The sequence below is a fragment of the Massilia paldalensis genome (genome assembly GCF_044901715.1).
GTDB classification, from domain to species: Bacteria; Pseudomonadota; Gammaproteobacteria; order Burkholderiales; family Burkholderiaceae_D; genus Telluria; species Telluria paldalensis.
Genome location: NZ_JBJCIU010000003.1, coordinates 181,198 through 196,500 on the forward strand (window position 1 = coordinate 181,198; position 15,303 = coordinate 196,500).

The following is a 15,303-nucleotide window of genomic DNA, read 5'->3' on the forward strand; positions in this document are numbered from 1 at the left end:
GACAAGCTTATCGACGTGATATTACAACACTACTGAACGATGAGTCAGATATTGGCTCACGTAAGTGCTTGTTTTTAATAACTTATGCATACACCGACTGTGACATGAAGTTGAAAATTGTTAATAATTCTTTAAGGAAACTTACTTTTTCTTGAGGCGCGCCAAATAAAAAAGCGACGGACGAGCCGTCGCTTTCAAAAGAACTATTACCGGAAATATATCGTAGGGCAGGCACCCTGCCCGCCCTCCTTACTGCATCGTGTAGCTCTGCTGGGCCGTATCGACGGCGAAATTGCGCGCCGTATCCCAGTAGGTGAAGCTGTAGCGCACCACGTCGCCGATCTTCAGGCCGCCGGCTATATACGTATTGGTGCTGCCGTCCAGACGCATGCGCACGTTCTGCTGGCCGCCATTGTTGACGGTGTAGTGCACGTCGGCCCAGCCGCCGGTGGTGGTCGTGAACTGCAGCGTGGTGGCCGAGGTCTGGGTGACGGACGTCGGGCCGGACGATGGCGGCGGCGTCGAGCCGGTGCCGGAATCCCACACGATGTCATCGATGGCGAACTGGAAGGTGGACGCCGGCAGGTTGCTGGCCTCGCTGGAAATCATGAAGACGTCCAGCAGCGACTGCAGCGCGACCTTCGGCCCGATCAGCGTGGACACGGGGATCGTCGCCGTGGCCCAGTCGCCGTTGCGCACCAGGCCGTAGGCCGTCGTGTTGGCCGGGAAGCTGACCCAGTTCTGGTTCGTGTAGGTGTCGCCGACGCCGATGTTGAACGCCACGTTCGCCGGGATCTTGATGCGGAAGCGCATGGTGCCGTTGCGGTAGTTGGTCAGGTCGCGGGCCTGGCGCGCCTGGATGCCGCCGCCCCACCACTGGCCGGGCGTCGTGTAGGCCCAGGCGATCACGTTGCTGCCTTCGTACGGCGCCGTGTTGCCGGCGCCGCTCGAGGCGCCGTTCCACAGGAAGATGTCGGAACTGGTGCCGGCCACCAGCTTGGCGTTGACGGCCGTCGTGTCGGTGAACACGCCGAACTTGCCGGCCGTTTCCGGCACCGTCTGGTTGCCCAGCTTGACGGAACCCTTGCCGTCGAGCTGGTAGACGCGCACGTAGTCGACGTAGGCCGTGGCCGGCAGCGGCGCCGTGACCTGGTCCGCCGTGGCGGCGTCGGTGAAGTTGCCGCCCACGGCCAGGTTCAGCAGCAGGTAGAACGGCGCCTGCAGCGCCGTCGAGTTCACCGGCAGCGGCGCGTCGTACATATTGCGCTCGACGCCGTTGTCGACGACGGTGAAACGCATCTCGCTCTCGGTCCAGTACAGGCGGTACAGCACGAAGCGGTTCGCCAGCGACGTGGCCGGCACGTACCAGTTCTTGGTCTGCCAGGCCGTCGAGGCGGCGCAGCTCTCGTTGCCCGGCACGCAGGCGGCCTGCTGCCAGGTGATCACGTTCGAGCCCACGAAGTTGTTGGCCGACGGGTTGCCGCCCGCCGCGGCGCGCGACGAGGCTTTATGCCCCATCTCCATGATGTCGATCTCGCCGTTGCGCGGCCAGGTCTGGGCGCTGGTGCCCAGCATCCAGGCGGCCGGCCACAGCCCCGTCGCCAGGTTCGGCGTGCTCATGCGGATCTCGACCATGCCGTACTGGACCTGCACCTTGTTCTTGCTCTCCACCTTGCCCGAGGTGAAGGCATTGCTGCCCACCGTCTGGCGCTGGGCACGCAGCGCCAGCGCGCGGGTGCCTGCCTCGAACGGCACGTCCGCGATCGAGACGTTGTTCGGGCTGTAGTACTGCAGCTCGGCATTGCCGTTGCCGCACAGGTTGGGACAACCGTTGCCGTCGATGACGTTCCAGGTCGCCGTGTTCACGCTGGCGCCATTGAACTCCTCGGACCACAGCAATTGCCCGATCTGGGGATTGGTGACGCTGGCCGAGGCCTGGATGCCCGTCGCCAGCAGGAGGCCGGCGGCCAGCAGTTGAAACGGTTTGCGAATGCGCTGATGCTGATCGTTATGGTTATTCACATCGACTCCTCTGTCTGCTTCAAAGATATGTGACCTGGAAGGCCACGGCTTGCCGGCTTGGTGCCGGTCTTGAATGATGCTGCGGAAGCTGGAGTTGGAAACGTTTCCAAACCGATGTGAAAAAATATATGCCTGTTTGTAAAATTCGTCAAACGGAAACGTATGTATTGTTTGCTTTTTCTCATGAGCATGCTGACGCTTCCGCTGCGCTAAAACAAAACGGCCCGGTATGACCGGGCCGTCGCATGCGTCAGGCAGCGTGGTCAGCGCGGCAGGTCCGACGCTCCCATCAGGAACTCGTCGACGGCGCGGGCGCACTGGCGGCCTTCGCGGATCGCCCACACGACCAGCGACTGGCCGCGGCGCATGTCGCCGGCGGTGAACACCTTCGGCACCGAGGTCTGGTAGCAGGTCTCGCCATCGACGGTGGCGCGTACGTTGCCGCGCGCATCCTTCTGCACGCCGAAGGCATCGAGCACCTGCTGCACGGGCGAGACGAAGCCCATGGCCAGCAGCACCAGGTCGGCCTTGATCTCGAATTCCGTGTCCGGCACTTCGCTCATGCGGCCATCCTTCCACTCGACGCGGCAGGCGATCACCTTGTCGACCTTGCCGCCCTTGCCTTCGAAGCGCTTGGTGGCGACGGCGAAGTCGCGCTCGCAGCCTTCCTCGTGCGAGGACGAGGTGCGCAGCTTGGTCGGCCAGTAGGGCCAGACCAGCGGCTTGTTCTCGTGCTCCGGCGGCATGGGCATCAGCTCGAACTGGGTGACGCCGGCGGCGCCGTGGCGGTTCGAGGTGCCCACGCAGTCGGAACCCGTGTCGCCGCCGCCGATCACGACCACGTGCTTGCCCGTCGCCTTGATCTGGTCCTTCACCTTGTCGCCGGCATTCACGCGGTTCTGCTGGGGCAGGAATTCCATCGCGAAGTGCACGCCCTTCAGCTCGCGGCCCGGCACGGGCAGGTCGCGCGGCTGCTCGGCGCCGCCGGCCATGACGACGGCGTCGAAATCGTTCGCCAGGTCTTCCGGGAAGATGGTCTCGCGCGCCATATTGCTGACCGTGGTCGGGAAGTCCTTGCCGATCAGCGTGCTGGTGCGGAAGGTGACGCCTTCGGCCTGCATCTGCTCGATCCTGCGGTCGATCAGGTCCTTCTCCATCTTGAAGTCGGGGATGCCGTAGCGCAGCAGGCCGCCGATGCGGTCGCTCTTCTCGAACACCGTCACGTCGTGGCCGGCCCGTGCCAGCTGCTGGGCCGCGGCCAGGCCGGCGGGGCCGGAACCGACGATCGCGACGCGCTTGCCCGTTTTATTGGCGGCCGGCTGCGGCTGGATCCAGCCGTGTTCCCAGCCGGCGTCGGCGATCTTGCGCTCGATCGACTTGATGCCGACGGGTTCGTCGTTGATGCCCAGCGTGCAGGCCGCTTCGCAGGGGGCCGGGCAGATGCGGCCCGTGAACTCGGGGAAGTTATTCGTCGAATGCAGGTTGTCGACGGCATAGCGGAAATTGCCGTGGTAGACCAGGTCGTTCCAGTCGGGGATCTGGTTGTTGACGGGGCAGCCCGTGTTGCAGAACGGGATGCCGCAATCCATGCAGCGCGCGCCCTGCACCTTCGCTTGCGCGTCGGTCAGGGTGAGCGTGAATTCCTTGTAGTTCTTGAGGCGGGCGGCGGGTTCCAGGTGGTCTTCTTCCTGGCGCTCGAATTCCATGAAGCCGGTGATTTTACCCACGGTGTTTTTCCTTATATTCAGTCGGTACCGTCATCCCCGCGCAGGCGAGGATCCAAGTTCGTATGCGTTGCCGCTCGGTGACATTGGGTCCCTGCCTTCGCAGGGACGACGTTAATTCGGTGCGTCGGTGTGTCGGCTCAGGCAGCCAGCTCGACCTTGTCGTTGGCTTCTTCCATGCTGCTGAAGTGCATCTCTTCCAGTGCGCGCTTGTACTCGGTCGGGAAGACCTTGACGAACTTGCCGCGGCTGGTTGCCCAGTCGTCCAGCAGGTTGCGCGCGCGGGTCGAGCCCGTGTGCTTGAAGTGGCGTTCGATCAGGCGCTTCAGGATCGCTTCGTCGGACTCGCGTTCGCCGTTGCGGGTCTGGCTATGCCAGGTGGCCTTGTCGCCACCCTGCTCCTTGGTCGAGACCACGCGTTCGAGCGCCACCATGCTGGTATTGCACTTCTGCTCGAACTCGCCCTTCGGGTCGTACACATACGCCACGCCGCCCGACATGCCCGCCGCGAAGTTGCGGCCCGTCTCGCCCAGCACCACGACGGTACCGCCCGTCATGTATTCGCAGCCATGGTCGCCCAGGCCTTCGACGACGGCCGTCGCACCCGAGTTGCGCACCGCGAAGCGTTCGCCGGCGACGCCGTTGAAGAATGCCTCGCCCGAGATCGCGCCATACATCACCGTATTGCCGACGATGATGTTGTCGACGGCCCAGCCGCGGAACTCCGTGTTCGGGCGCACGATGATGCGGCCGCCCGACAGGCCCTTGCCCACGTAGTCGTTGCCCTCGCCGACCAGGTCCAGCGTGATGCCGGCCGCCAGGAAGGCGCCGGCCGACTGGCCCGCCGTACCCTGCAGCTGGATGTGGATCGTGTCGTCCGGCAGGCCGGCATGGCCGTAGCGCTTGGCGACTTCGCCCGACAGCATGGTGCCGACCGTGCGGTTCAGGTTCTTCACGGGCGAGATGAACGAGACGCGCTCGCCGCGCTCCAGCGCCGGTTTCGCCTGCGCGATCAGCTTGTGGTCCAGTGCGCGGTCCAGGCCGTGGTCCTGTTCTTCCGTATGCAGCAGGGCGCGCGGATCGGCCACCTTCGGCTGGTAGAAGATGTTGGAGAAGTCCAGGCCCTGCGCCTTCCAGTGGCCGATGGCCTTGCTCTTGTCCAGCAGGTCGGCGCGGCCGATCAGCTCGTCGTACGTGCGGATGCCCAGCTGGGCCATCAATTGGCGCGCTTCCTCGGCGACGAAGAAGAAGTAATTGACCACGTGTTCCGGCTTGCCCTGGAACTTGGCGCGCAGCACGGGATCCTGGGTCGCGACACCGACCGGGCAGGTGTTCAGGTGGCACTTGCGCATCATGATGCAGCCTTCCACCACCAGCGGCGCCGTGGCGAAGCCGATTTCGTCGGCGCCCAGCATGGCGGCGATGACGACGTCGCGGCCCGTCTTCATCTGGCCATCTGCCTGCACGCGGATGCGGCTACGCAAGCCGTTCAGCACGAGGGTCTGCTGCGTCTCGGCCAGGCCCAGCTCCCACGGGGTGCCGGCATGTTTTACGGACGACAGCGGCGATGCACCCGTGCCGCCGTCATGGCCGGCGACGACGACGTGGTCGGCCTTCGCCTTCGACACGCCCGCAGCCACGGTACCGATGCCCACTTCCGACACCAGCTTGACCGAGATCGAGGCGCGCGGATTGGCGTTCTTGAGGTCGTGGATCAGCTGGGCCAGGTCCTCGATCGAATAGATGTCGTGGTGCGGCGGCGGCGAGATCAGGCCCACGCCCGGCACCGAGAAGCGCAGCGAGGCGATGTACTCGGACACCTTGTGGCCCGGCAGCTGGCCGCCTTCGCCCGGCTTGGCGCCCTGCGCCATCTTGATCTGGATCTGGTCGGCCGCGTTCAGGTACTCGGCCGTGACGCCGAAGCGGCCCGACGCCACCTGCTTGATCTTCGAGCGCAGCGAATCGCCTTCCTGCAGCGGAATGTCGGCGGCGACGCGGTCCTTGCCCAGGACCGACGCGAGGGTCTCGCCCTTGCTGATCTTGATGCCCTTGAATTCGTTCAGGTAGCGCGCCGGATCCTCGCCGCCTTCGCCCGTATTGCTCTTGCCGCCGATGCGGTTCATGGCGATGGCCAGCGTGGCGTGCGCCTCGGTCGAGATCGAGCCCAGCGACATGGCGCCGGTGGCGAAGCGCTTGACGATTTCCTTGGCCGGCTCGACCTCGTCCAGCGGGATCGCCTTGCTCGGGTCGATCCTGAATTCGAACAGGCCGCGCATCGTCAGGTGGCGCTTGCTCTGGTCGTTGATCAGCTGCGCGTACTCCTTGTACGTCGAGAAGTTATTCGCACGCGTGGAATGCTGCAGCTTGGCGATGGCGTCCGGCGTCCACAGGTGGTCCTCGCCGCGCACGCGGTAGGCGTATTCGCCGCCCACGTCCAGCGTGTTGGCCAGGACCGGATCCTTGCCGAAGGCCAGCGCATGCAGGCGCAGCGCCTCTTCCGCCACTTCGAACAGGCCGATGCCCTCGACGGTCGACGAGGTGCCCTTGAAGTACTTGTCGACCAGCGACTTGTTCAGGCCCACGGCTTCGAAGATCTGGGCGCCGCAGTAGGACATATAGGTCGAGATGCCCATCTTGGACATCACCTTCATGAGGCCCTTGCCGATCGCCTTCGTGTAGTTATACAGGACCTTGTCCACCGCAATCTCGTGCGGCAGGCTGTGCGCCAGGTCGGCCAGCGTTTCCAGCGCCAGGTAGGGGTGCACGGCTTCCGCGCCATAGCCGCCCAGCAGGGCGAAGTGGTGCGTCTCGCGCGCCGAACCCGTCTCGACGACGAGGCCCGTCGAGGCGCGCAGGCCGCGCATCACGAGGTGCTGGTGGATGGCCGAGGTGGCCAGCAGCGCGGGAATCGCGACCTGTTCCGACGAGAGCGCGCGGTCCGAGACGATCAGGATGTTGTGGCCGGACTTCACCGCATCGACGGCTTCCGCGCACAGCGAGGCGAGCGAGGCCTCGATGCCTTCCTTGCCCCAGGCAACCGGGTAGCAGATGTTCAGTTCGTACGACTTGAACTTGCCGCCCGTGTGCAGGCTGATGTTGCGCAGGCGCGCCATGTCGTCCACGCCGATGACGGGCTGCGACACTTCCAGGCGCATCGGCGGGTTGACGTTGTTCGTGTCCAGCAGGTTCGGCTTCGGGCCGATGAAGGACACGAGCGACATCACCATCGCTTCGCGGATCGGGTCGATCGGCGGGTTGGTCACCTGCGCGAACAGCTGCTTGAAGTAGGCGTACAGGGGTTTCAGCTTGTTCGACATGACGGCCAGCGGCGAGTCGTTGCCCATCGAGCCCGTCGCTTCCTCACCCAGCACGGCCATCGGCGACATCAGGAACTTCAGGTCTTCCTGCGTGTAGCCGAACGCCTGCTGGCGGTCGAGCAGCGACAGCGCCGCCTTTTCGCCGTGGGCAGGCAGGTCTTTTGCCCGGTTGCCGGCCAGTTGCGACTCCGACAGCTTGATTTCGCCCAGCTTGATGCGCACCGACTTGATCCACGCCTTGTACGGCTTGGCGTTCGAGTAGGTGTCCTTCAGTTCCTTGTCGTCGATGATGCGGCCCGCTTCCAGGTCGATCAGGAACATCTTGCCCGGCTGCAGACGCCATTTCTTGACGATGCGCGATTCGGGGATCGGCAGCACGCCCGATTCGGACGCCATCACGACCAGGTCGTCGTCCGTGACGACATAGCGCGCGGGACGCAGGCCGTTGCGGTCCAGCGTGCCGCCGATGTGGCGGCCGTCGGTGAAGGCCATGGCGGCCGGGCCGTCCCACGGTTCCATCATCGCCGCGTAGTATTCGTAGAAGGCGCGGCGATTGTCGTCCATCATCGTGTGGTTTTCCCACGCTTCCGGAATCATCATCATCATCGCCTGGGCGATCGGGTAGCCGGCCATGACCAGCAGTTCCAGCGCATTGTCGAAGCAGGCGGTGTCCGACTGGCCTTCGTAGATCAGCGGGAACAGCTTGTTCAGGTCGTCGCCCAGCACGGCCGACTTCATGACGCCTTCGCGCGCGCGGGTCCAGTTGAAATTGCCCTTGACCGTGTTGATCTCGCCGTTGTGGGCGATCAGGCGGTACGGGTGGGCCAGCGGCCATTCCGGGAACGTGTTCGTGGAAAAGCGCTGGTGCACGAGGGCCAGGGCCGACACGCAGCGCGGATCCTGCAGGTCCTTGTAGTACACGCCGACCTGGTCCGCCAGCAGCAGGCCCTTATAGACGATGGTGCGCGCCGACATCGACGGCACGAAGAATTCCTTGCCGTGGTTCAGTTTCAGCGCCTGGATGGCGTGGCCCGACGACTTGCGGATCACGTACAGCTTGCGCTCGAGCGCGTCGGTGACCATCACGTCCGGGCCGCGGCCGATGAAGATCTGGCGGATCACGGGTTCCTTGGCCCGCACGGTCGGCGACATCGGCATCGCGTCGTCGACGGGCACGTTGCGCCAGCCCAGCACGACCTGGCCCTCGGCGCGCACGGCGCGCTCGATTTCCTGTTCGCAGGCGATGCGCGACGCGTGCTCCTTGGGCAGGAACACCATGCCCACGCCGTATTCCCCCGGCGGCGGCAGTTCGATGCCCTGCTTGGCCATCTCGTCGCGGAAGTACTGGTCCGGGATCTGGATCAGGATGCCGGCCCCGTCGCCCATCAGCGCATCGGCGCCGACGGCGCCCCGGTGGTCGAGGTTCTTCAGGATCAGCAAGCCCTGCTCGACGATCGAGTGGCTCTTGTTGCCCTTGATGTGGGCGACGAAACCGACGCCGCAGGCGTCGTGTTCATTGGCGGGGTCATACAAACCTTGGGCAATCATGGGGGCTCCGCAGCATTTTGGTCATATCGAAAGACGAGAATAGAGCAGACCTCGGCAAACGGCAACAGGAACAAATAGGGTCGGAGTCACATTAATTTCACGACCGATTAACGAACGAATAATTGGGGACACAGTCGATCCGGTGAAGAAACGATGCTCGGCCGACGGAAAAATGTGGATTTATGCTTCCTTGACCTTGAAAGGACGTCCGCGCTTGGCCGGCAGGATCTGCCGTTTCGTCTTGTGTTCCAGGTCGACCAGGTAGGTATGCGAGCCCAGCGCGCCACCCTTCGCGACGGCCGCATCGATGATGGCGAGTTCGTCCCCGTTCAAGCCCTGCTGGGTCATTGCGCTGTACGCCGCTTCGCGCTGGAACGGCGTATTCCCCAGCTCCCAGTAGCGCGCATGGTCGGTGACGAGGGAATCGGGCCGCACGCCGGCATGGTGGGCATGGCTGGACCAGCGGTAGTCCAGCGGCGCGTAGGCGGCCTGGCAACGCACCGGGTGCAGCGCGAGGTAGGCCATGGCGGGCAGCAGGTACTGGACGGGGTCGACCAGGGCCGTGCGGAAGCGTCCGCCGAACAGCGTGCCCGAGCGGCCGTACTTGGCATTGAACCAGGGGACGTACAGGCGCCCGACCTTCTGCATCATGGCCGCCAGGCCCTCCTCGTCGGACGGCGTGGCCAGCAGGTGCAGGTGGTTGGGCATCAGGACATAGGCGTGGATGGCCACGCGGTAGGCCCTGGCCGCCTCCTTCAGCCAGCCGAGGAAGCGCTCGTGGTCTTCGTCGTCGCGGAAGATGGGCTGGTTGTCGTTGCCGCGCTGGACGATGTAATGCGGCTGGTGTGGCAGGATGAGGCGGGGCTGGCGGGCCATGGTGGCATCTTCGATGGGAGGAAAGAAGATTCTAGCGCAGGCGGAGCACCCTGTCCCCATTAAATGAAACACCGTCGCCCCTGCGCAGGCAGGGGCCAAATGTACGCATGACGCCTGGGAAATTGGGTCCCTGCCTGCGCAGGGACGACGTGGTACACGGTCTCGGGCCAGGGTAAGACTGGCAATCCATGCGCCGTCGCCCCTGCGGAGGCAGGGGCCCAATTTACGCATGACACGTGGGAAACTGGGTCCCTGCCTGCGCAGGGAAGACGTGGGTTATACGGTCTCGGGCCAGGGTAAAACCGGCAATCCATGCGCCGTCGCCCCTGCGCAGGCAGGGGCCCAATGTACGCATGACGCCTGGGAAATTGGGTCCCTGCCTGCGCAGGAAGACGTGGGTTATACGGTCCCGGGCCAGGGTAAAACCGGCAATCCATGCGCCGTCGCCCCTGCGCAGGCAGGGGCCCAATGTACGCATGACGCCTGGGAAATTGGGTCTCTGCCTGCGCAGGGACGACGTGCCCTTATTTTCAGGCCAGGGTGAAGCCGGCCGACAGGCTGTAGCCCTCGCCGTAGGCGCTGCGCAGCGGCAGGTCCTGGCCGAGGCCGGTCCGCGCCTTCTTGCGCAGGCGGCAGACGAGCATGTCGACGCGGCGGCTGGCGTCCGGGTCGTCGCCGCCCATGCCGGCCACGATCACCTGGCGCGGCACGGGCCGCGTATTGATCGTCAGCAGGTGCAGGAAGTTGCACTCTTTCTCGGTCAGGTCGATCACCTTGCCCATCAGCTCGAGCTGGCGCGCCGAGACGCGCAACGTCCACTTGGCCGGCGCCGGCACGGGTTCGGACGGACGCACGCGGCGGTCCAGCGCCTCGATGTGGGCGGCCAGTTCGGGGAACTTGATCGGCTTGGTCAGGTAGTGGTCGGCGCCCAGGCGCAGGCCCAGGATGCGGTTGTCGAAGGCGACCCGCCCGGTCAGCACCAGCAGGCCGATCTCGGGATACAGCTGGCGCATGCGCGGGATGACGTTGAAGCCATCCTCGTCCGGCAAGCCCAGGTCCAGTACCACCACGGCGGCCGGGGTGCGCGTCAGCGCGGCCCACATGTCGCCGGCCGTGGTCGCGATCGTGACGTCGTGGCCGAGTTCCTTCAGGAAGTCGGCCATGTCGCCGGCGTATTCGCCATTGTCTTCAACAATCAGTATTTGCGTCATGGGTATGCCATGTTGTCGTTATTTCCTTGTCCCACCTGGAGCACACGGCTCACGATCTTGTCGGGTGGTTACCCCGCCGCACTCCCGATTATCCCGTCAGGCCTGTCCGGAAGCAAGACCTTGCGGAAACCTTTCCGCTTCTCCCTGCATGTCAGACTGCACCGGCAGCCACACGCTGAACGCGGCGCCCTGCCCTTCCCGGCCCGCATGCGTGAGCGCGCCGCCATGGACCTCGACCAGCGAACGCGCCATGTACAGGCCGAGGCCGCTGCCCGGCACGCCGGCCGCGTTCGCGCCGCGGTATCCCTTGTCGAAGATACGTGCAATATCACCTTCCGGCACGCCCGGGCCCGCGTCGCGCAGCGCCAGCGCCACGCCGCCGTCCTGGCGCCGCCCGCTTACTTCCAACGCGGTGCCGGCCGGCGTGTAGCGCAGCGCATTGTCGAGCAGGACCTTCAACGCCAGGCGCAGGCCGGCCGGATCGGCACGGAGCGTGGCCGGCAACGACTCCACGTCGGACGTCACCGGGCGCCCCGCCATGCGCGCCTGCGCCACCAGTTCGTCCAGCAGCAGGCGCGGCGCCACCGTGTCGGCGCGGCGCTGGCGGCCCAGTTCGGCCATGCGCTCCGGCGACAGGTAGTCGTCCAGCATCGCGATCAGGCGGTCGGTGGCCGTGGCGATCTTGCGGTAGCGCTGGCGCGTCGCCTCGTCGGCGCCCGTCTGCGTCGCTTCCAGGCGCTGGATGGCGCCGTCGATGGTCGACAGCGGGGTGCGGAATTCATGGTTCAGCATGCTGGCGAAGCGCTTGCGCTCGCGTTCGCGCTCGCGCCGCGCGGACAGGTCGCGCAGCACCGCCACCAGTGTCGCCACCGTGCCGTCCGCGCCCGGCACGAGCGTCGAGATCACCTCGACGGGAATCTCGCGGCCGTCCGGACGGCGCAGGTCGAACTCGCGCGCCACGCGCAACCGCGCACCGTCGCCGGCGGCGAAGCGGCGCAGCCGCTCCGGCAGGCCGGCGCACAGCGGCTGCAGCGGTCCGGGCGTATCGGGCGCGCGCAGTTGCGCATGGACGTCGGCCGCGCCGTAGCCCAGCATCGCATCGATGCCCGGGCTGACATAGACGGGCACGCCGCCGACGCAGTCGATGATGAAGACGAGGTCGCCGCCCAGTTCGGCGGCGGTGCGGAAAGCGGCGGCATCCGCCAGCCCTTCCTGGCCAGGCAACGGAAGGGAGTCACGTCGTTTCATCGCGGCTTTCCGGGTGGGAGTGAGGACAGACAATAATTGCTCGCACAAGTATAGTGCTGAGCTGCCCGCTTTGTATAGAAAACCCCTTCTACTTCCCGCCGCGGCGTTGCGCCGATCACGCATGCCGCATGAAAAAAAGGGCAAGCCGTACGGCTTGCCCTTCATCGCATATGCACACTTGGTATATGCACGTTTGCCAGTTCAGGTCACGCGGATGCCTCGTCCAGCGGCGCGAAGATCGCCTGCAGGTCTTCCTGCGTCAGCGCCATCTTCTGCGATTCGCCCTCGGCCAGGATCGATTGCGCCAGCTCGGACTTCTTCTGCTGCAGCAGCTGGATCTTTTCTTCCAGCGTGCCCTTGGCGATCAGCTTGTAGACGAACACGGGCTTGTCCTGGCCGATGCGCCAGGCGCGGTCGGTGGCCTGGTTCTCGGCCGCCGGGTTCCACCACGGGTCGTAGTGGATCACGGTGTCGGCCGCGGTCAGGTTCAGGCCCACGCCGCCGGCCTTCAGGCTGATCAGGAAGATCGGCACGGCGCCCTGCTGGAACGCGGCCACCTGGGCCGAGCGGTCGCGCGTCTCGCCGGTGAGGATGGCGTACGGGATCTTGCGCGCCTCCAGTTCTTCCTCGATCAGGCCGAGCATGCTGGTGAACTGCGAGAACACGAGGATCTTGCGGCCTTCCCCCAGCAGGTCGTCGACCATCTGCATCAGGTCCGTCAGCTTGGCCGACACGGCCGCCGTGTTCTTCTTGGCCGGCATCGCCTTCACCAGGCGCGGGTCGCAGCAGACCTGGCGCAGTTTCAGCAGCGCTTCCAGGATCACGATCTGGCTGCGCGCGACGCCCTTGCGGTCGATCTCCTCGCGCACCTTCTTGTCCATCGCCAGGCGCACGGTCTCGTACAAGTCGCGCTGCGGACCGCTGATCTCGATGCGGCGGATCATCTCGGTCTTCTGCGGCAGTTCCTTCGCCACGTTGTCCTTGGTCCGGCGCAGCAGGAACGGCTTGATGCGGCGGTTCAGCAGCGTGCGGCGCACGGGGTCGTCCTGGCGTTCGATCGGGTGGCGGAACTGGGTGTTGAAGGTCTTCTCGTCGCCCAGCAGGCCCGGCAGCAGGAAGTGGAACTGCGACCACAGCTCGCCCAGGTGGTTTTCCAGCGGCGTGCCGGACAGGCACAGGCGGTGGCGTGCGTTCAGCGAACCGGCCGTCTGCGCCGCCTTCGAGCGGGTGTTCTTGATGTAGTGCGATTCGTCCAGGATCACCAGGTGGTACTCGTGCTCGCGCAGCTTTTCCTCGTCGCGCGGCAGCAAGGCGTAGGTGGTCAGCACGATGTCGGCCTTGTCGATCTCGTCGAACAGGTCCATGCGTTCCTTGCCCTGCAGCAGGAGCACCTTCAGGCTCGGCGCGAAGCGCGCCGCTTCCTCCATCCAGTTCATCATCAGGCTGGTCGGCGCGATGACGAGGGCCGGATTGGTCAGGCGGCCCGCTTCCTTTTCCGTCAGGATGTGGGCGATGGTCTGCACGGTCTTGCCGAGGCCCATGTCGTCGGCCAGGATGCCGCCCAGGTCGTACTCGCGCAGGAACTGCATCCATGCCAGGCCGTCGAGCTGGTAGTCGCGCAGCGAGGCTTGCAGGCCCTTGGGCGCCTCGACCTTCTTGACCTTGCCGAACTGGCTCAGCTTGCGGCCCGTCTCGCGCAGGCGCTCGCCGCCGGTCCAGGTGAACGCGCCGCCGCGCGACAGTTCTTCCAGGCGCGCCGCGTCCAGCGTCGACAGGCGCACCACGTTCTTGATCTTGTCGTTGAAATACAGCTCGCCCAGCGTGGCCAGGATCGGCTTCACGCGGCCCCAGGGCAGCGCCACGCGCACGCCGTCGGGCAGCGTGGCCAGCATCTGGTCGGCCTCGCCGTGCGCGGCCAGCACGTCCGGGTTGAAGTCGAGCGGCGCGCTGCGGATCAGCTGCACCAGCACGGGCAGCAGGGGCACGCGCTTCTTGGCCACCACGATGCCCAGCTCCAGTTCGAACCAGGCATTGCCCGCTTCGGCCGGTTCGGCGATGTCGGCATACCAGTCCTCGACCGGGACCACGTCATAGCGGTACTTCGGCGACTTCTGCACGTGCCAGCCGAGGTCGGACAGCGCGTCGAGCTCGTTTTCGGCGAAACGCAGCCAGTGCGCCTGGCTATCCAGCAATTGCGCGCCGGCCAATGCCGACAGCGGCGCCGTGACGGGCTTGTGGAAACCGATCTCTTGCAGCATGTCGAGCGCGGCGGCTTCGAAGGCCTCGTTGCGCTGGATGACTTCGGTGACGTCGCCGATCTGGCGCACCACGCGCTGGGCCGGGTCGAACGAGATGCGCTGGCCGTCGTAGTCGAACGACAGCACGGCGAAATCCTGCCAGCGCTGGGTCGTGCCGTCGGGCACCTGCAGCGCGTCCAGCAGCAGGTGCGGCTGCGGCTTGACGTCGGTGCGGATGCGCTGCGTCAGCGGTTGCGGCAGCGGCATCAATTGCTGCAGGCCGTGCGCCAGCAGCAGCTGCGACACGCGTTTTTTATCGGTGCCGGTCAGCAGCGGGGCCTGCGACACGAGGGCCTGCAGTTCGGCCAGCGAGATGTCGATGCCGCCGCGGTTCAATTCCAGCGGACCGCAGGACAGGTTGTCGATGTACCAGGGCGGGTCGGTCGGCAGCATGTAGTCGACCAGGTCGGCGCCCGGGTGGTTGGCGGCGCCGCCCGCCGGCTCCACCGACCAGCCCAGCTTGGCCGTGCGGCCTTCGTCGCGCCAGGTCAGGTTCGCCTTGCGTACCGGGCCGGCCTGCAGCGGATACAGCAGGCCGTTGCCCATGTCGGACCACGAGTTCGCCCACAGCAGCTTGCCCTGCTCGAGCAGCATCTGCAGCAGGATCGCGCCGACCTTGCCCTTGGGCTCGGTGGCGCTGGTGCTCTGGTTGGAGCCGCTGCGCATGGCGATGAAGAAGCGTACCAGGTCGACGTCGTCGCCTTCCAGGTAGGCGGGCGGCGCCGACAGCAGCGAGAACACTTCGCTCACCGGGCTGGCCGCGGCGACGTCGCCGTTCGGACGCAGGCGCGCCTTGCACAGGCATACCGCGACATGGCGGCCACCGCTGGTCGGGGCCATGACGTAAACGAATTTGTACTGGACGGCCTTGGGGTCGGCGACTTCGGCGGTCAGCTTGGGTTGCGGATGCGCTGCCGCTTCGACCCTTTGCAGCCAGCTCAACACCGGTGCGGGCAGGGCCGGGGCGCGGGCGGGCGCGCGGGCCGGAGGTGCGTCGCTGGTGTCGTCGCGGTGAAAATCAACTGTGTGCATGGGGTCTCACGAGTCCGAATTTGAAAAA

7 protein-coding genes are annotated in these 15,303 nt (G+C 65.6%); all 7 read right to left on the reverse strand.

Annotated elements, in window-relative coordinates:
* Positions 1 to 249: 249 nt before the first annotated feature.
* Positions 250 to 2,022, reverse strand: coding sequence for a glycoside hydrolase family 16 protein (locus ACI1V7_RS15500; RefSeq protein ID WP_404532687.1), 1,773 nt, complete (start codon positions 2,020 to 2,022; stop codon positions 250 to 252).
* Positions 2,023 to 2,285: 263 nt separating this feature from the next.
* Entirely contained in the window at positions 2,286 to 3,749 is a 1,464-nt protein-coding gene (locus ACI1V7_RS15505) for a glutamate synthase subunit beta (protein WP_404532688.1), read from the reverse strand.
* Between the two features lie 137 nt (positions 3,750 to 3,886).
* Complete coding sequence (locus ACI1V7_RS15510; RefSeq protein WP_404532689.1) at positions 3,887 to 8,611, reverse strand: glutamate synthase-related protein; 4,725 nt, start codon at positions 8,609 to 8,611, stop codon at positions 3,887 to 3,889.
* 180 nt (positions 8,612 to 8,791) lie between these two features.
* On the reverse strand, positions 8,792 to 9,487 hold the full coding sequence (locus tag ACI1V7_RS15515) for a transposase (protein ID WP_404532690.1): 696 nt from the start codon (positions 9,485 to 9,487) through the stop codon (positions 8,792 to 8,794).
* A gap of 530 nt (positions 9,488 to 10,017) precedes the next feature.
* Positions 10,018 to 10,698: a response regulator transcription factor gene (locus ACI1V7_RS15520; protein WP_404532691.1), complete on the reverse strand. Its 681-nt coding sequence runs from the start codon at positions 10,696 to 10,698 to the stop codon at positions 10,018 to 10,020.
* 96 nt (positions 10,699 to 10,794) lie between these two features.
* Positions 10,795 to 11,946 (reverse strand): PAS domain-containing sensor histidine kinase, encoded by a 1,152-nt coding sequence (locus ACI1V7_RS15525; protein ID WP_404532692.1) that lies wholly within the window; start codon positions 11,944 to 11,946, stop codon positions 10,795 to 10,797.
* A gap of 206 nt (positions 11,947 to 12,152) precedes the next feature.
* On the reverse strand, positions 12,153 to 15,275 hold the full coding sequence (locus ACI1V7_RS15530) for a DEAD/DEAH box helicase (RefSeq protein WP_404532693.1): 3,123 nt from the start codon (positions 15,273 to 15,275) through the stop codon (positions 12,153 to 12,155).
* Positions 15,276 to 15,303: the final 28 nt, after the last annotated feature.